At 66.0% G+C, this 15,992-nt stretch carries 18 protein-coding genes; 12 read left to right on the plus strand and 6 right to left on the minus strand.

Translation table 11 applies throughout. The features are described from left to right. Positions 1-267: 267 nt before the first annotated feature. The 4 genes from VF167_10320 (at position 268) to VF167_10335 (ending at position 2,543) form a co-directional block, all read left to right on the plus strand. Positions 268-726, plus strand: coding sequence for a SufE family protein (locus VF167_10320; protein ID HEX6925820.1), 459 nt, complete (start codon positions 268-270; stop codon positions 724-726). Between the two features lie 135 nt (positions 727-861). Continuing rightward, positions 862-1,365, plus strand: coding sequence for a c-type cytochrome (locus VF167_10325; protein ID HEX6925821.1), 504 nt, complete (start codon positions 862-864; stop codon positions 1,363-1,365). Between the two features lie 5 nt (positions 1,366-1,370). After that, positions 1,371-1,751 carry a hypothetical protein gene (locus tag VF167_10330; protein HEX6925822.1) on the plus strand — a complete coding sequence of 127 codons (381 nt, stop codon included), beginning with the start codon at positions 1,371-1,373 and terminating at the stop codon, positions 1,749-1,751. 273 nt (positions 1,752-2,024) lie between these two features. Next, positions 2,025-2,543, plus strand: a complete 519-nt coding sequence (locus tag VF167_10335) for a hypothetical protein (protein ID HEX6925823.1) — start codon at positions 2,025-2,027, stop codon at positions 2,541-2,543. A gap of 105 nt (positions 2,544-2,648) precedes the next feature. On the opposite strand, the gene VF167_10340 is transcribed toward VF167_10335, so the two are convergent. Both VF167_10340 and VF167_10345 read right to left on the minus strand, forming a co-directional pair. Continuing rightward, the gene (locus tag VF167_10340) at positions 2,649-3,626 is read right to left on the minus strand and encodes a hypothetical protein (protein HEX6925824.1); all 978 of its coding nucleotides are present in this window, start codon (positions 3,624-3,626) and stop codon (positions 2,649-2,651) included. Between the two features lie 2 nt (positions 3,627-3,628). Then, on the minus strand, positions 3,629-4,966 hold the full coding sequence (locus VF167_10345; GenBank protein HEX6925825.1) for a sigma 54-interacting transcriptional regulator: 1,338 nt from the start codon (positions 4,964-4,966) through the stop codon (positions 3,629-3,631). A 298-nt stretch (positions 4,967-5,264) separates the two neighbouring features. Between VF167_10345 and VF167_10350 the strand changes: the two genes are divergently transcribed. The 6 genes from VF167_10350 to VF167_10375 all read left to right on the plus strand — a co-directional run bounded on the left by VF167_10350 (position 5,265) and on the right by VF167_10375 (position 10,777). Next, positions 5,265-6,110, plus strand: coding sequence for an AraC family transcriptional regulator (locus VF167_10350; GenBank protein ID HEX6925826.1), 846 nt, complete (start codon positions 5,265-5,267; stop codon positions 6,108-6,110). Between the two features lie 113 nt (positions 6,111-6,223). Next, entirely contained in the window at positions 6,224-6,418 is a 195-nt protein-coding gene (locus tag VF167_10355) for a hypothetical protein (protein HEX6925827.1), read from the plus strand. A gap of 34 nt (positions 6,419-6,452) precedes the next feature. Then, entirely contained in the window at positions 6,453-6,620 is a 168-nt protein-coding gene (locus VF167_10360) for a hypothetical protein (protein HEX6925828.1), read from the plus strand. A gap of 64 nt (positions 6,621-6,684) precedes the next feature. Beyond that, positions 6,685-7,383 (plus strand): hypothetical protein, encoded by a 699-nt coding sequence (locus VF167_10365; GenBank protein HEX6925829.1) that lies wholly within the window; start codon positions 6,685-6,687, stop codon positions 7,381-7,383. Positions 7,384-7,417: 34 nt separating this feature from the next. Then, positions 7,418-8,590 carry an HlyD family efflux transporter periplasmic adaptor subunit gene (locus tag VF167_10370; GenBank protein ID HEX6925830.1) on the plus strand — a complete coding sequence of 391 codons (1,173 nt, stop codon included), beginning with the start codon at positions 7,418-7,420 and terminating at the stop codon, positions 8,588-8,590. A gap of 3 nt (positions 8,591-8,593) precedes the next feature. Next, positions 8,594-10,777: a peptidase domain-containing ABC transporter gene (locus VF167_10375; protein HEX6925831.1), complete on the plus strand. Its 2,184-nt coding sequence runs from the start codon at positions 8,594-8,596 to the stop codon at positions 10,775-10,777. A 102-nt stretch (positions 10,778-10,879) separates the two neighbouring features. On the opposite strand, the gene VF167_10380 is transcribed toward VF167_10375, so the two are convergent. The 3 genes from VF167_10380 to VF167_10390 form a co-directional block, all read right to left on the minus strand. Then, positions 10,880-11,620, minus strand: a complete 741-nt coding sequence (locus tag VF167_10380) for a sulfotransferase domain-containing protein (GenBank protein HEX6925832.1) — start codon at positions 11,618-11,620, stop codon at positions 10,880-10,882. Positions 11,621-11,650: 30 nt separating this feature from the next. Further along, positions 11,651-12,115, minus strand: a complete 465-nt coding sequence (gene mscL / locus VF167_10385) for a large conductance mechanosensitive channel protein MscL (GenBank protein HEX6925833.1) — start codon at positions 12,113-12,115, stop codon at positions 11,651-11,653. A gap of 81 nt (positions 12,116-12,196) precedes the next feature. Next, positions 12,197-13,459 (minus strand): 4-hydroxy-3-methylbut-2-enyl diphosphate reductase, encoded by a 1,263-nt coding sequence (locus VF167_10390; protein ID HEX6925834.1) that lies wholly within the window; start codon positions 13,457-13,459, stop codon positions 12,197-12,199. Between the two features lie 237 nt (positions 13,460-13,696). On the opposite strand from VF167_10390, the gene VF167_10395 reads away from it, so the two are divergent. After that, on the plus strand, positions 13,697-14,566 hold the full coding sequence (locus VF167_10395) for a transglycosylase domain-containing protein (GenBank protein HEX6925835.1): 870 nt from the start codon (positions 13,697-13,699) through the stop codon (positions 14,564-14,566). Here the strand turns inward: VF167_10395 and VF167_10400 are convergent. Beyond that, positions 14,505-14,993, minus strand: coding sequence for a nuclear transport factor 2 family protein (locus VF167_10400; GenBank protein ID HEX6925836.1), 489 nt, complete (start codon positions 14,991-14,993; stop codon positions 14,505-14,507). The two genes, VF167_10395 and VF167_10400, sit on opposite strands and share 62 nt — an antisense overlap. A 146-nt stretch (positions 14,994-15,139) precedes the next feature. On the opposite strand from VF167_10400, the gene VF167_10405 reads away from it, so the two are divergent. Then, on the plus strand, positions 15,140-15,964 hold the full coding sequence (locus VF167_10405; protein ID HEX6925837.1) for a hypothetical protein: 825 nt from the start codon (positions 15,140-15,142) through the stop codon (positions 15,962-15,964). Positions 15,965-15,992 lie beyond the last annotated feature (28 nt).

Raw genomic sequence — 15,992 nt, forward strand, 5'->3', positions numbered from 1 at the left:
AAAGGCGTGTGCGGTAAGGGCGAGTGGTGTGCGCAAGTGGTAAGGCCCACGAGTCGTAGGGAGGTGGGCAGGGGTGGCGCAGCCGAAGGATCTACGGCCGCTGAGCTGCCGCGGCTGGCGCGATTGGCCAGCGGGAGAGCCATGCATGCAGAGGGCTCGGCGGTGCAGTTGCGGCGGATGAACGGGTCACCGCATCGGAACCGGGGCGCCTTCGGTGCGTATGGGGACAGAGTCGCACGAAGCAACTCGTAGCCGCGAGGAGATGGAATGGCCACCGAGGCCTCGCAGGTGCCGCCCGCAATCCGCAAGATCCTGAATCGTTTCGCCACGCTCAGCCCTGACCTGGTGCGGCAGGCGCTGGTACAGTACTCGAACCGGCTGCCGCCGCTGCCGGACCGGTTCCAAGTGCTCGACCTCGAAAAGTATCGGGTACACGAGTGTCAGACCCCGGTTGCCATCTTCCCGGAGCTGAAGGACGGGAAGATGTACTTCTACGCGGATGTTCCACAGGGGGCGCCCACCATCCGGGCACTGTTGGCGATGATCTTCGAAGCGGTCAATGGCGAGCCGCCCGAGACCGTTCTGGCGATCCCCTCGGACTTCGTGCGATTGGTGATGGACAAGCTCGGTCTTGGGACGCGGGAGGTAGGCCTCAATGCCATGGTCCACCGGCTGAAGATGGCCGCGAGCCTTGCCCTCGCGGGGGAGGATCCGACCGCCGCCTGAGGCGGATTCTTGCGGAGCGACCTGAAATGCCTTCTTTTGGAGGGCTTCGATCCCGGTGTTCCGCGCAGCGGAGCGTGACGCGGGGGCGAAGCGATAACTGGCTAAGGTTGTGACCGCATGGGCAAGGAGCAGAGGATGCGATTCCGCGGCGCTGTGACGCGGCTTGTAGGGGTCGTGGCGGTGGCGGCAGTCTTGGGTGCCTGCTGGTTGATCCCGGACGGAGGCTACGAAAAGGTCGCCTACCGGGAGAGGGAGGCGTTGCCCGAGCCCGCGACTCCGGAGCCGCCGCCGCTGGTAGCAGGGGTGGGAGGTGGAGCGTCCCAGGTCCCCCAGCTGGGGGAAGGTGCTCCGGCCGGGGTCACGCAGGAGATGGTGGAGGCGGGGGCGCAGCAGTTCGGCACCGTCTGCGCCGCGTGCCACGGGGCGGGGGGCGCGGGCACCCCGGCCGCCCCGGCTCTGAACGACGGGACCTGGCTGCACATCTCCGGCGGCTATGAGGAGATCGTGCAGATCATCCAGAGCGGAGTGCCCAACCCGATCGAGGCGCCGGCGCCGATGCCGCCGCGCGGGGGTGGCAACTTCAACGACGAGCAGGTTCGGCAGCTCGCCGCCTACGTCTTCGCGTTGAGTCACCAGTAGCAACCATGAAGCGGGACAATCCGACTTACCGGAGCGTGGCGGCTCGCTACGATGAGTACGTGAAGATCCTGGCGAGCAAGCCGGAGATGCAGAAACCGGAGCGGGCGCTGCCCCCGCAGCGGCCGTACACACCGCAAGAGGAGCAAGACGACATGGGCAGGACGGTATCCGCGGCGATCGGGTTCGGCATCGGGGCCCTGCTGCTCCTGCTGGCCGCGTGGTCATTCGTGGTCTCGGCGAAGTGGGCGGGGCTGGATCGGGCGGGGGCGGCGAACGGGTATTTCCTGGTGGGCTTCTTCCTGCTGCTCTCCGGCGGCGGCGGGATCCTCGCCACCTGGAACCACAATTATCGGGTATTGACGCGACGGAGCGGCTCCGCGCGCTGAGCGCCGACCCATCTGCAGCGGCGGAACGACTGTCGACCTTCAAAAGGGTTGACAGTCGTTCTTTTTGCATTCAATGTAGGCGAGACACCTTCCGATTTCCCATTTCGCGGGCGACCTCCGCCCCCGATCTCTCCATATTCGACATACCTGGCCCGGAGTGGCCCGGCGCGCGTGCCGGACCAGGCGGGATGGCAGGTGCTTCGCCGCGGCGGCGTCACGCCGCCAGATCCGCAGGACATTCTATTCAGGGGGGCTCACCCCCGGGAGCGAGCCATGAACGTTCGGGCAGGAGTGTTCTCCGTAGGGCGGGGCGTGGTGTTGGCTGGCTGGATGGTGGTCGCGGCGGGGTGCGGTGACACGAGCCCGGTGGGGGCCGAGCTCCGGGTGGACGGGTTGCGAGTGGGGGAGGTGGCGCGAGCGGTGCGGGTGGGGGTGCCTTATGGAGCCGGTGTATACCAGGCCGTGATCGGGCCCGACGGCGGAGTGCTGAGTTTCGGCGTCGGCACACTGACCTTTCCTGCGGGAGCGCTGGAACGCGCGACGATGATCACCGCCCGTGTGGACGGCTATTCCATCGCCGCCGACTTCGGACCGTCAGGGCTGAGCTTCCCAGCGCACTCCCAGCCAACTCTGTCGTTTAGTCTACCATCGACGAACGAAGTCGTAACCATAGCGTATGTGGACGACGATCTCCGTATTCGGTCGCTTCTGGAAACCTCTATCGAGAATCGCTCTATGAGGGCACGAGCAAGGCTGCGCCACTTCTCTCCGTACATTCTCGCTCAGAACTAGCTTGATAAGTAGGATCGCGATTTAGCTGTTAAGATAGAAGGATTGGGTGCCGCGACACTGCAGCGTTACACGGCGCGTGCGGCAAACGACTTTCGCAGATTAGTACTACAATGGTAACTCACGGGCGCGCCGCGGGGCGCCCATTGCGTAAAAAATTTGCGCAGCGGAGCGGGCATACGACAACGATTCCTGCTTCTTCCCCTGCACTTGGCAAAGCTTTGCTAGCTCAATAAGAGCTTCTGCCTGCAGCAGCTTGACACCAAGAGTTCTGCCGGCAGCAAGCGCTTCGCCAAGCAACTCCTGCGCGCCAGCCAAATCCCCCGAATGTCCAAGTATACATCCCATTGCACGTAGTCCTTCGGCTCGAAGGCGATTATTCTTTAACTTTTCAGCGCGGGCTAAAGCGATTCTGGCCGCTGAACGTGCGATCTTCGTTTCACCAGCATATGAAAGCAACAACGCGCGCTCGAGCGCGGTCGCCGTTGCCTCCTCAGGGCTGCCGTGTTTCGCGAAATGTTCAGCGGCCGCGCTGAACTCACGTTCAGCTACCTGTAGGCAATTGATCCGTCGGAAGCACATTCCAAGGTTATGTGCGCACGCTGCAACGGATGCTGCCTCGCCGAGCTGTTGAAAGGCCACCCGAGCGCGCTGTAGGGCCGTGATCGCTTGGACGGGATAACCGAGTATGTCCAATGCAATACCGTAGTTTTGCATTGAATATGCAACATATCTGTTGTCGCGGGCAATCTCCGCATTCAGCTGGAGCTCGGCTAGCAATTCGATAGCCCCTCCAAGGTTGCCGAGTTCAATCTCTACAATTGCTTCAAGGTTCAGAATCCTGCGAAACACGCGATCGTTTATGGAAGGTATTGCGGCTCGGAGTTCGCGGACCATGTTTCTGGCTTCCAGCTCTTTACCGAGCATGTAGTATCCGTATGCCAGCAGGTACCGCAGCGTATCGTCCGAATCGCGCACATCGAGAGGCGCTTCCTCGAGCACCTCGACTAGCTCCCGGAAGTTCTTGCGTGCTGCGAGGGACTCGGCCTTTTCGACCAGATCCATCCGCTCCATCACGCTCAGCATCCTCACCCCTCCCCGTTGCGCAGCAGCACATACAGATGCCGTCTGCTGATTCCCAGCGCCTTCGCGGCCTCGCTCTTGTTCCCGCCGCAGTACTCGGTCATCGCGCGGGCGGCGGCGCTGGCGATGGTGTGCATGGGCGCCGGGAAAGGAATGAAGGCCGGAGCCCGGGCGGGCGCGGATCCGGGCCCCGTAGCGGCAAAGAGGTGCTCCCGCCGCAACTCACCCTCGCCCAGCAGCACCGCACGCTCGATGGCGTTGCGGAGCTCCCGTACATTGCCCGGCCAGGAATGGGCGAGGAGAATGCGCTTGATCTCAGGCGGAAGGTTCGGCCGGGGGAGCTGGTACTGCTCGGACAGACGATCGAGAAAGCTGGAGGCGAGCAGCAGGACGTCGTCGCCCCGCTCGCGCAGAGGGGGCAGGTGGATCGGCAAGACGCTGAGACGATAGTAGAGGTCCTGGCGGAATTTCCCCTCGGTGACTGCGACGTACAGATCCACATGGGTGGCGGCGATGATGCGGATATCCACCTCCTGGTCACGCACACTGCCCAGACGCCGCACCCGCTTGTCCTCCAGGACCCGCAGCAGCTTCGCTTGCAGGTTGAGCGAGAGCTCGCCGACCTCGTCGAGAAAGAGCGTGCCGCCGTTCGCGGCCTCGAGCAGACCCGGCTTGGGCGCCCGCGCGTCCGTGAAGGCACCCGCTTCGTAGCCGAAGAGCTCGGCCTCGAGCAGGTTCTCCGGGAGGGCGCTGCAGTTGATTTCGATCAGCGGCTTTGCGGCCCGCGGACCGTTGTAGTGGATCGCTTTGGCCAGCAGTTCCTTGCCCGTCCCGGTCTCACCCGTGAGCAGGACGGTCGCCGAACCCCGCGGGATGACGCGCGTGGCCAGCTCCAGCGCCTCCAGCAGGGCCTGACTGCGGCCGATCATGCGTGAGAAGTCGTACCGCGCGCGCCCCTCCGCCGCCATCAGCGCCGCGCGGGCATTGCCGACCACCGCATCCATGCGCTCGGAAATCCACCCGCGCATGGTTCCGAGGTCGTCGGGTAAGGCGAAGTAGTTGTCCGCGCCCGAGCGGAGCAGGGAGGCCACCAGCCGATAGTCCTTTTCGACGCCGACCACCGCGAGCGCCGGAGCCTCGCGCCGGGTCAGCGCGTCGATGACGGTGATCGCGTCCTGCTCTCTGCCCCCCGCCGCGATCAACACGGCGCAAGCCTCGTCCAGATTTCTGAGTTCCGCCGGCGATCCCGCACACTGCAGGTCCGCATCGAGTGATCGGGCGAGCTTGGGCCAGAGCTCGTAGAACGAGTCGTTGAGCGTGAGGACCGCGAGGGAAGGGGGCATGGCGGGTACCGAGCGGGAGGGGTGGCAATTCCCGGCGCAATATACGCGAGAGCTTGACCCGACGCCATGTTTTTGTTGTCCCGGTCTCAGGCGCGAATGGGGTGTGCTCCGGGACATCAGCCCTGTACCCGATAGCCACACCTCGTAGCAGCCCTTCCTCCAACCAGAGTGCAGCAAGTTCTTCTGCGGTAAGGAGTTTACACCTTCCCTCCGGCCGCTACGTGCAGGAACAGGCGTTGCCTCGGTTGATCTCGGCGCCCACCCCGGGCGCGCCGAGCTCCAACTCGAGGGTGACCCCATGAGCACTTCCTCCCTCCGCTTCCCCTTTCCGGTCGTCGGCCCGGCACGCCCTCAACTCGGTCACCCGCCAGCCAGCGGCGAAGAAGGGGCACACTTTCTGATCCGTCCACCGTATCGAAAGCTGGAACTGCATCCCTCGTTGCAGGCGCTCGAGCGACACGCGCACGCCCCCGGTGTGATCGCGGGGGTTCGCATCCGCTCGGGCACCGATTGGTCCAGGGTACAACCCCTGGTCGCCCGCCTGCGTGCAAGCCTGCTCGACGCGGCCATCGTGCTCCTGCTCCCGGGCGGCTCGGGGGTGGATCTGATGCTCTCCGCGCGGGCGGCGCGCGGCGGCGTTCGCGCCGTGCTGGTGGACGAGGAAGGGATGCAGGAGCGCCTGCGTACGGCGCTCACTTGCCGCGATTCGCTGGCGGAGGACGTGGTCGAGTGGCTCATGCTTCGTCGCTTGCGGCTCTCGCCGACCGTCGCGAGCCTGCTCCGGGAGATCTTCAGCCACGCGCCGAACCATCCCGACCTGACCACCCTCTTATCAGGCGTGGGGATGGCCGAGAGCAGCGCGCGCTTCCGACTGCACAAGCGCCTGCTCCCCACCCCGAGCCGCTGGTTCCAGGTGGCCAGGGCCCTCCACTGCGCGCTGCGTGTACAGGCTGAACCTCAAACCTCGCTGCTGCACATCGCGCACGAGTTCGGCTTCGCCGACCATTCCGCCCTGAGTCAGCTGATCTTCCGTGCCTTCCAGGTGCGCCCGGGCGCCGTCCGGGGCACCCTCGGTTGGGAGTGGCTGATGCACCGCTGGATCCGAACGATTCCCGAGGGCGCGCACACCACCCGCGCTCCGTGACCTGTACGCTTCTTTCTGACGCTGACGGAATCGCCCTGTCTCTGCCCTCCGGTAGATTAGGGAGCGCACGGCCGTGCACCGCTTCGTTCCTCATCTTCTACCGTGGAGGTGCCATGCACAGCCTCGCAGCGTCGCGGGCGGTCACCATCGAGCTCGCCCCGTGGGGGCACGATCTGACTGCGGAGGAGCTGGACACGATCCGTGGAGGCGTGATCGATCCGGTGGGTATTGCGGTGCTGGTCTTTGCCGGGGGCGTCGTGGTCGGGATCCTCGACCGGATCCTCTTCGGCGGGTGCAAGTGCCGCTGAGCGCTACCTCAACCTGCGTGAAAGGAGGCCCGTGATGTTGGACGTCCTGCCCGCCGGAACGATTCCGCTCGAGGCGGAGGAGCTTGACCAGGTAGTCGGCGGAGTTTCCATCTGGCGCATCATTGCCGGAGCGGCGGTCGTCGGGTACACGGTCGGCCGGTGGGTTGCCTGCGCGGTCGAATGTCTCGTCTTCGACGCCTGATACGCATCGAGCCGGAGACGGGTTCGCCCGTCTCCGGCGATCGCCGGTAAACAGGGAGTCTGTCATGATCGAGCAACCCGATGCCACGGGGCGCCAACGACTGAGCCGGAGCTGGCGACGCGGTTCGATCCTCGTCGGGCTCGGTTCGGCGGCGGGCGTGGCGCTGCCCTATGTCGTCGCCGCGCCCTCCGACACCCTGAGGATCCTTGCTCTCGTCGGTGGCCTGGTCGGCGTGGTGTGTCTGTGGCTGCTGGCGGATGCCTTCCGGCCATGGATCACCGACGACGCGGGGCAAGAAGAGCGGGATCACGCGGAGCGTTCGGTGCTCCGGGCCTACCGTTTCCTGGCGGCCCTGGCCGTGGCTTTCGGCGCGTACCTGGTGCTCTGGGACCCTCCGCTGGATGCGCTGGGAGCGAGGCAGGTCCGGACGCTGATTTGGGTATGCATCGGGCTCGTCCTGCTTCTCCCTCCCCTGATGTCGGCGTGGGCGGATCGGCCGGAGGAGGAGGGGTGGGAAGAAGTGACCCTGGCCGAGCTGCTGCACGGGCGTTTCCGCGGAGTGTCCGGGCGCCTGCACCGGGCGGCCCTGGTGGTGCTGTTAGCCGCTGTCCCTCTGCTGGTGATCGGCCCACGACCGCCGTCGGGGACGCGGGAGCTCTGGTGGCTGGGTGCTCTGGCGGTATGTGTCACCGGCCTGGTCCTTGGCCTCTGGGTACTCGCGCGGACGCTGCTCCGCGATCGTGGCGCGGACGGGAACGGCTGATCGAGAGGTTGCTGTGCTGCAGGACCCATCGAGTATGCAAGACCTGGAGCCGTTCGACCCGGACCGGCTGGACCTCTACCTCCGGCGCTGGGGAGACGGGGGCGGCGCCATCTACGGCGCCATCCTCGGGCTGATCGTCCTGGTGATCGCCGCGATTCCGCTGATCGAGGTGCCAGTGTCCCTGCGGGCGGCGGGCATACTGCGGAGTCGGGCGGAGACGCAGACACTCGTGGCGCCGGTCGGAGGATGGATTCGCTGGGTCCGCCGGGCGGAGGACCGCAAGGTCGGGGCGGGTGACACGCTGCTCGTGCTGGATCGGCCGGAGCTCGCCCAGCGCGCCGCGGTCCTGGCGGCCCGCCGGGAGGAGCTCCATCGCGAGCTGCGGGACTTGGAGGCCTTGGTCGCGGGGGCCCGCGGGTCGACGCGCACGCCTGCGCTCACGAGTCCGCGCTATGCTGCGGAGCGCCGTCACTTCGATGACGAGTCAGCGCTCCTGCGGGGCCGGCTCGAAGCGGCGATACGGGAGCGAGATCGGGTCGAAGCGCTGGCCTCACTCGGGTTGGCACCGGCCGCGGAGGCAGAAGCAGTCGCGGCCCGAGTTCGTGCCCTGCGAGACGAGTCGGAGCTATTGCGGTCGGAGGCGCTCTCCCGTTGGCAGGAAGCGCTGGCTGCCGCCCGCGAGGCGCTGCGCTCGCTGGAGCTGGAGGAGTTGGAGCTGAGGCAGGAGCGGGGCCGTCTGGTGATCGTTGCTCCGTCCTCGGGTGACCTCGATACGCTGCACGCGTTCGCGACCGGGAGCTACGTCGCGCCCGGAGAGCCGGTCGCCCGGCTCACCCCCGTCTCGGCGCTGATCGCCGAGCTGTACCTCGATCCGGGCCAGCTAGGATCCGTCCGGCCAGGGTCCCCCGCCCGCCTCCAGGTAACCAGCCTTGCCTCCGGCCGGGGGGGCAGCCTGCGGGGCCGGGTTTACGACATCGCACCTCAGGCGGTGCAGATCGGTGGCCAGGTGATGGGGCGGTTGCGGGTACGGCCGGAAGCGGAAGCGTGGGAGATCTCCGACCTGCTGGGCCCGCTCCGCCGCGGCATGCTGGTCACTGCTCGACTGCCGGTGGGACGCCGATCGCTCTGGAGCCTCCTGCGCGGGCGGGTGGAGGCGCTACCCGGGGTACCCACCGCCGCCTCCGTTCCACTGCGAAGCGCCGGTTGAAGGATGCTCACCCGGCGGATTCCGCGAGTCCGTCAGCATGACGTGACGGACTGTGGGGCGGCGTGCATCTGCTCCGTTGCCCGGTACTTCGGAGTCGACGCACCGATTGCACGCATCCGCCAGTTGGCCGGTACCGACCAGGAAGGAACCAGCCTCCGGGGGATGATCCGGGCAGCCGAAGCGCTCGGCGTGGCCGCCCGTGGAGTGCGGGCCGCGGCGCACGCCCTTCCCTCGGTCCCTCTCCCGTGCATCGCCCACCTGCGCGACAAGCGCGGCGCGATGCATTTCGTGGTGGTCTACCGGGTGACCGACCGCGTGATTGTGGTGATGGACCCCGCGGATGGCGCGGTGCATCGGCTCCGACGAGCGGCCTTCGCCGAACGATGGACCGGGATCCTGCTTCTTCTCGCCAGAGAACGGACGGCCCCTCCGGTAGCGACCGACAAGTCCGGTACCCTGAGCAGGTTCTGGAGACTGGCCTCTCCCCACCAGCGAGCGATGGTGGAGGCCATGCTCGGCGCCATCGCCTATACCATCCTCGGCCTCGCCACCGCCGTGTTCGTGCAGACGGTCGTCGACCTGGTGATCCCGGAGGGTAACCGCAGGCTGCTCGATCTCCTGACCCTGGCGATGATCATCCTGGTGGCCGCGCAGGTCTACATCCGCACCGTCAAGGATTCGCTCGTTCTGCAAACCGGACAGAAGCTCGACGCGGCTCTGCTCCAGGGCTACTTCGAGCACCTGCTCACCCTGCCGCAGCGCTTCTACGACACCATGCGGGTCGGCGAGATCGTTTCACGTCTCAATGACGCGGTGAAGGTCCGGCATTTCCTGAACGAGGTCGCCGTCGATCTGCTGGTGAACACGCTGGTGATCGTCTCCTCCTTCGCTCTGATGCTGGTCTACTCGTGGCGCCTCGCGCTGCTGGTGGGTCTTTCCGTGCCGCTTTACATCGTAATCTACGCCGCATCCAACCGGCTGAACCGGCGCAACCAGCGTCGCACGATGGAGGCGGCGGCCGACTTCGAGGCGCACGTGGTCGAAACCGTTGGCGCCGTGCGGACCATTCGAGCGCTCGGTCTCGAGCGGCACTCCGCACTCCAGGCGGAACGGCGCCTGGTACGCTTGCTCCGCCCGATTTACGCGGTAGGAAGGACCGCGGTGCTTTCCGGCAGTGTGGGAGAGTTCGTCACCCGCATCAGCACGATTGCTCTGCTCTGGTTCGGTACCCGACTGGCCCTGCAGGATTCGCTGACGGCCGGCGAGCTCATGTCCTTCTACACGCTCAACGGACACCTCACCATGCCGGTTCTTGCCGTGATCGCCGCCAACCGGCAGGTGCAGGATGCTCTCATCGCCGCCGAGCGACTCTTCGACATTCTGGACCTCGAGCGGGAGGTGGACACGGGTGTCGTGACCCTCGGGAGGGGCAGTCTGGGGGACATCCGTTTCAAGGACGTGCACTTCCGCTATGGCAGCCGACCCCCCCTGTTTCGCGGTCTGGACCTTTCCATTCCGCAGGGGTGCATTACGGCGGTCGTGGGGGAGAGTGGCTCGGGCAAGAGCACGCTCGCCGCCCTCCTCCAGCGGATTCATCTGCCGGAGTCGGGCAGGATCCTCTTCGGGGAAGTGGACATACGCTACATCCGGCGTGAGTCGCTCCAGCAGCGGGTCGCCGTGGTCCCGCAGGAGGTGGTGCTCTTCAGCGGGACCCTTCTGGACAACCTGCTTCCCGGCGAGACGCATCCGGACCTGCGGAGGCTGCAGGAAGTGCTCGGCAGGGTGGGGCTGCGAGACTTAGAGGAGAACCTGCCGGGCGGCCTCTTCACGCCGGTGGGAGAGCGCGGATACGCACTTTCCGGCGGTCAGCGTCAGCGAGTGGCGATCGCGCGTGCCCTCTACCGCAATCCCGAGATACTCGTCCTGGACGAAGCCACTTCGGGTCTCGACGCGGAATCCGAGGCGCTGGTCCACGAAACGATGCGCCGTCTGGCCGCCGAGGGAGGGACGGTGGTTCTGATCACTCACCGGCTCACGAGCGCGAGGACGGCGGAGCACATCCTCGTGATTGCCAGGGGCAGCCTCGTGGAGGAGGGCTCGCACCAGACTCTCCTCGCCCACGACGGGCTCTATCGGCGGCTGTGGCTGGTACAGACCGGCGGAACAACCCGGTATGCGATGCCCTGAAACCGACCGGCCATGGTTGGTCCGGGCGGTCAACCCCGACAATCAGTACCGCGACCCACCATTGGACGGCTACCTCGCACCGCTACTCGTTGACGAGCAGCCCTAAACTTCCTCTCGTGGAAACGGATCCACCTCCACGCCCATCTTGTGCAGCAGGCAGACGGAGAACTCCGACAGGCCTCGCCCCACCTCCTCCTGGATGTCGAAGATCTCGTCGGGCTGGAGGTGATCCCAGAAGTTCCCTTCCTGGCCCGTCTTGATGTCGCGGCCACTGCGCAGCCGGTCCGCGCTCTCCACGGCCGCGGCGACCAGAACGGGATCAGGATCGTGATTCAGGAAGCGAACAACGCGCGCAAGCGTCTCGGCGGAATCGGCGGAGAGGTCTCGATAAGAAAGGAGCAGCGCATCGCGATGGGTGAGCAGCTTCGGAGCCCAGCGGTTGAAGTACTCGATCCAGGCTGGCAATCCTAGCCGGGGGTGACGGATGAACTCCCGCATCGACCCGATGTACTCCCCCTTCTGGTGCGCGAGGTGATGGTAGGCGCTCACCATCACGTCGTAGGCATTGCGCGCCAGAAAGACCACCGGATATCCCCGGTGCAACTCCCAACTGTACGGCTGGTGACACACCGCCACGAGCGGGACCTCCACGCGACCTCGGAAGCCATAGGCGGGGTAGCCGCGCACGGGATCCTCGTGGTGGTCCGGGACGACCGTAAAGACCTCTCGCGGCGTCACCTCCAGCCCCAGCTGGTGGTGCGCCGCGAGATAATGGGCGATCAGGTATCGCAGCCACCGTCCGCCGCTACGCGGGTGCGAACAGATCAGCGCGTCCGCGGACATATCGGCGACTGCATGGAACTGTAGGGAAGCTCAGACGGTCGCGGGCCCGGCGGAGCTCGCGGACAGGTCTGACGTGCAGTGTCCGCAGCGGGTCGCGTTCAAGGGAATCCGCATGAGGCAGTGCGGGCAGTCCTTCTCCGTGGGCGCCGGAGGTGCCGCTTCCTCGGTCGTGCGGATCCTGTTGTATGCCTGAACGATCAGGAATATTGCCCAGCCGACGATCAGGAAGCTGATGACACTGTTCAGGAAAAGCCCGTAGTTGATCGTCGCTGCACCTGCCTCCTGCGCCTCCGCCAGGGAGGCGTACTCTCCCCCTGAGAGGTTGATGTAGAGGTTGCTGAAATCCACCCCTCCGGTGAGCACTCCGATCGGGGGCATCAGCACGTCGTTCACGAAGCTGTTCACCACCGAAGTGAACGCGGCTCCGATCACGATACCTACAGCCAGATCGATGACATTCCCGCGGGCAATAAACTTCCTGAACTCCTGGAGCATCAGGACCTCCGGGTGAGAGGGGAGGTGCGCGCCTCACGCGACGCGCCCGCACAGCCAGCGGCAACCCCCAGGCGCACGCCTCTAGGCGGCCTGAGGAATCTCGATCCCGCGCGTGCCCAGCAACCTTTCAATCGCCTCTCCGATCTTGTTGTTCGGCGTGGAAGCCCCCGCCGTAAGACCGACCACGATCGGACCCGGAGTCAGCCAGTCCTCGGCCTCGACCTCGGGCGTGTCCAGCGGCGTGCCGGCCGGCTTGAAGCGGATCGTGCCCCGCTCCGGATCGATGCGATCGGCATCGGCGATGTGGTAGGTCGTCGTATGGCGGGCGCAGATGACTGCCAGGTGGTTGGTGTTGGAGGAATTGTACCCGCCGATCACCACCATCACGTCCGGTGGACCGGCCGGATCCTCCATCATCTCGACCACCGCGTCCTGTCGCTCCTGCGTGGCGGAACAGATCGTGTCGAAGGACCTGAAATGGTCCTCGAGCCGAAAACCTGGATCGCCACCGTAGCGGCGCTCGAGCGCCTTTCCCATCTCGGCGGCGATGGCCAGCGACTCTCCTGCCAGCATGGTCGTCTGATTCGCGCACCCGATCCGCGTCAGGTGCACGTCCGGATCGAAACCAGGCGAAGTCTTCGCCGCGAAATGCTCGAGGAAGGCTTCCCGGCTGAGCGCACCCGGCTTGCGCTCGATGTAGTCCATCACCAGGCGAGCCTCCGCCATGTCGAAGACGATCAGATACTGACCTCCCGGATGCTTGAAGACCTGGCTCGCCGTGGCCTTCGTCTCTTCGTGCAGATACTTCCCGTGGATCAGGGCCGTGAAGCCATCGCGGGCGTACTGCTCGACGCGCTTCCAGACGTTCAGCACACTCCCGCAGGTGGTGTCCACCACAGAACACCCGATCTCCTTCAGTCGCTCGAAGTCCTGCAGGGTCACCCCGAAGGCTGGCAGAATTACCACGTCCTCGGGTTGGATCATGCTGAAGTCGAACTTCCCCGCGGCGTCTCCCTCAGGGGCAGGATACAGAAAGGTGATTCCCATATCCTGCAATCGTCGGTTGACGTGAGGGTTGTGGATGATCTCGCCCACCAGGAAGATGCGCCGGTCAGGAAAGTGCGTACGGGTCTGGTAGGCATAATCCACCGCCCGGTCCACCCCGTAGCAGAACCCGAAAGAATTCGCCAGCCGGATGGTCACGCGATGCGGGCCGCTGCCGAACGTTTCCACGTTCCCCGCCGCCCGAATCCGTGCCACCAGAGCGCTGTGATATTCCGCCCGTACCAGCGGTTCGACCTCTTTACTGAGTCCGAACCCCCGGCGGAAGTAGCTCGTTTGCATGGAAATTCGAAAGTTTCGTGCCGCCCCCGGCACTCCGAAGGCACCACAACGCTAATGGCGAAGCCCTTGCACCGCAAGGCGAAACGCCCGTATCAAGCGTGCTTGCAGGAGGTTCTCCCGAAGCGGGAGTCGCGGAGCCATATTTGCCCCGACCGTCGGGTGCGTGTACGGTCGCCGGCGGAGCAGCGGGGGCAATAGATCACTAGAGAGGCGGCCGAAGGCCGCGGGAGGCGTGGCGTGGCGAGGTTTCGTAAGCAGCGGGGAAAGCGATTGGGGGGCGAGCCACCTCGCGGGCGCATGCGCTGGGCCTCCGGGCGCCGCGCCGCACCGAGCCCGCCACCGACCGCTGCGCTGGGCGTCCTTGCCCTCGGGTTGTTCGTGCTGGGGATCGTGGGCGGGTACACGTTCGCCGTCGACCGCCAGCTCCAGGGAGGGATTCTCCGACAGCGTCGGGAGGCCGCCTCTCGACCCGACTGGGTGGAGCTACGGCAGCTCCCTGCCTACGTGCCAGAAGCTTTTCTCGCGGTGGTAGAGCCCGAGCTACTCGCCCGGAGCGGCATGCGCCCGACCCCGAACGGCCCGTCTCTCGCCGGCGAGCTGATCCGACAGATACACCTCCTCCCCGATAACATCATCGGCGAGTCACGCGAGCGACTTATGGCCCCGGTGCTGGAGAGGCGTCTGAGCGAGACGCAGCTGCTCGAGCTCTATCTGAACCGCGTATACCTGGGAGAACAGCACGGCTATCCGATCTTCGGAATCTATCACGCAGCGCGAGAATACTTCGGCAAATCGCCTGGCGACCTCACGCTCGGGGAGGCAGCCACGCTCGCGGGGCTCCTGCTCGAGCCGCGCATCGAGGATCCGCAGAGCCGTGTCGGCGCCGTGGGGGCGCGACGTAACGAAGTGCTGGAGGTGCTCCGCTTGGCAGAGTTGATCAGTGAGGAAGAGTTCCGCGAGGCGCTAGCTGAGCCCCTGGGGTTTCAGCCAGGGCTGGAGCAGATGCCAATGACCCGCCCGTCGGACTGGGGCCGCGGACCCGACACTATTCGCCTTCCTCCGGCGTGGCGGCCGAGTCCGGCAGACTCGACAGAGAGTCAGTCGTGACGGGGCCGGAGATGTGGGCCTGAACCAGCTCCCATAGCCCGGCATCTCTTACATAGGTTCCCGTCGCGTGGTAGAGGGTCGGCTCAGGGGAGGCGCCGGGCGCCTCCACCACCATCCGAAACCAGGCGGCCTGGCCGTCGGGTGCCACGTCCACCTCCACCTCCTGGACGTGTACCGAAACCGGCGTGGTGACCCACCCCTCGACCACCTCGCGAACCGAGGCCCCGCCATTGAGCTCCAGCTCGCGCGGCGCGACCAACTGCACTGTGCTGGCCGGGTTTAAGGCGATCATCGCCTCCGTCGCCGACCCGCGGGAGACCGCCCCGACAAAGGCCAGGAGACGAGCCCGCACCTCGTCGACCGCCGCCGCGCGCTCCGCCTCGATCGAGCTGGTGTTGTCGAAGTACTCCTCCGGGGTGCGCTCCACCCGACAACCAGTCGATGTCACCAACAGGGTAAACAAAATCGGAACGAGGGGAGAATGCCAGCGCACTCCGTCTCCTTGCGTGGGACGCGTCAGGAAGTGGTGAAAAATGAATCGGGGTGTCGGAGTGTCAAGCAGTCGAGAGTGGGGTGGACCGGGTCCCGGTTCCCTTGACCGGTCGGGAGCACATCGCCATTGTCCAACAGACCCGAAACACACCGACGTACATGATCTGGTTCGGCAATCTCAATCGGATTCTCGCCACGAGCGATCCTGGCGCCTTCGGTCCCCTGCCCGAGGACCGGCGCATGCTGCGCGCGCTACAGGCCGTGGCCGAGCGCGCTCCCCAGCTCAGCGGTCGAGCGCTGGTCGAGGCGCTGGCCGCGACGGGCTGGGTAGACGAGACCACCGCCGCCCGGCTGCTCCCGACCTTCGTACATTTCGACCCGGATCAGCATTTCTCGGAGTACCTGCGCCGCCTCTCGTTCCGAGGCCCCTCTGCCGCGACCGCCTTCCGGGAGGGAGTGCGCTGCGTCTTCGAGGAGCTGATCGGAGGAGCGACGCTGGACGAGCGAGGTCCTGAGCCGTTGATCCGCTTCCGCTCCGGCGGGCGCGAGGGGGTGGTCATCGCCCACCCCGAGGTCTCGTTCACCATCGGGGGCGCTACCCGCGACGCGATCCTGGCGGCCGCGGAGGAGGTGCCCGATACGCTGGTGGTCGTCGCCCGTAACTTCGAGCGAGGCACCGCGGCGCAGCTCTCCGGACTGCTGGCGGGTACGGAGGTCCCCGGCACGCTGCTGACCGTGAACCTCCTGCTTGGCATCCGCGCCATGAGCCTGCGCTATCGGCCGGACGAGGAGCGCGTCATCCGCCTGCTCTCGAGGGGCAGACCGCTCCGTTCGAGGGACATCGCCGTCCTGGGTGAGCGCCCTGCCACAGGCGCAGTCAACACAACCGCGGCGCTGCCCGCCTGAACGCGAATCCCGCTACACTTCCTGGCCG

The sequence above is a fragment of the Longimicrobiaceae bacterium genome, assembly GCA_036375715.1.
Lineage (GTDB): Bacteria > Gemmatimonadota > Gemmatimonadetes > Longimicrobiales > Longimicrobiaceae > DASVBS01.

Excerpts from the sequence above, each read along its gene's own strand:
- VF167_10320 (HEX6925820.1), top strand. The coding sequence starts at position 268 with ATGGCCACCGAGGCCTCGCAGGTGCCGCCCGCAATCCGCAAGATCCTG.
- VF167_10325 (HEX6925821.1), top strand. The coding sequence starts at position 862 with ATGCGATTCCGCGGCGCTGTGACGCGGCTTGTAGGGGTCGTGGCGGTG.
- VF167_10330 (HEX6925822.1), top strand. The coding sequence starts at position 1,371 with ATGAAGCGGGACAATCCGACTTACCGGAGCGTGGCGGCTCGCTACGAT.
- VF167_10335 (HEX6925823.1), top strand. The coding sequence starts at position 2,025 with ATGAACGTTCGGGCAGGAGTGTTCTCCGTAGGGCGGGGCGTGGTGTTG.
- VF167_10340 (HEX6925824.1), bottom strand. The coding sequence starts at position 3,626 with ATGCTGAGCGTGATGGAGCGGATGGATCTGGTCGAAAAGGCCGAGTCC.
- VF167_10345 (HEX6925825.1), bottom strand. The coding sequence starts at position 4,966 with ATGCCCCCTTCCCTCGCGGTCCTCACGCTCAACGACTCGTTCTACGAG.
- VF167_10350 (HEX6925826.1), top strand. The coding sequence starts at position 5,265 with ATGAGCACTTCCTCCCTCCGCTTCCCCTTTCCGGTCGTCGGCCCGGCA.
- VF167_10355 (HEX6925827.1), top strand. The coding sequence starts at position 6,224 with ATGCACAGCCTCGCAGCGTCGCGGGCGGTCACCATCGAGCTCGCCCCG.
- VF167_10360 (HEX6925828.1), top strand. The coding sequence starts at position 6,453 with ATGTTGGACGTCCTGCCCGCCGGAACGATTCCGCTCGAGGCGGAGGAG.
- VF167_10365 (HEX6925829.1), top strand. The coding sequence starts at position 6,685 with ATGATCGAGCAACCCGATGCCACGGGGCGCCAACGACTGAGCCGGAGC.
- VF167_10370 (HEX6925830.1), top strand. The coding sequence starts at position 7,418 with ATGCAAGACCTGGAGCCGTTCGACCCGGACCGGCTGGACCTCTACCTC.
- VF167_10375 (HEX6925831.1), top strand. The coding sequence starts at position 8,594 with ATGCTCACCCGGCGGATTCCGCGAGTCCGTCAGCATGACGTGACGGAC.
- VF167_10380 (HEX6925832.1), bottom strand. The coding sequence starts at position 11,620 with ATGTCCGCGGACGCGCTGATCTGTTCGCACCCGCGTAGCGGCGGACGG.
- mscL (HEX6925833.1), bottom strand. The coding sequence starts at position 12,115 with ATGCTCCAGGAGTTCAGGAAGTTTATTGCCCGCGGGAATGTCATCGAT.
- VF167_10390 (HEX6925834.1), bottom strand. The coding sequence starts at position 13,459 with ATGCAAACGAGCTACTTCCGCCGGGGGTTCGGACTCAGTAAAGAGGTC.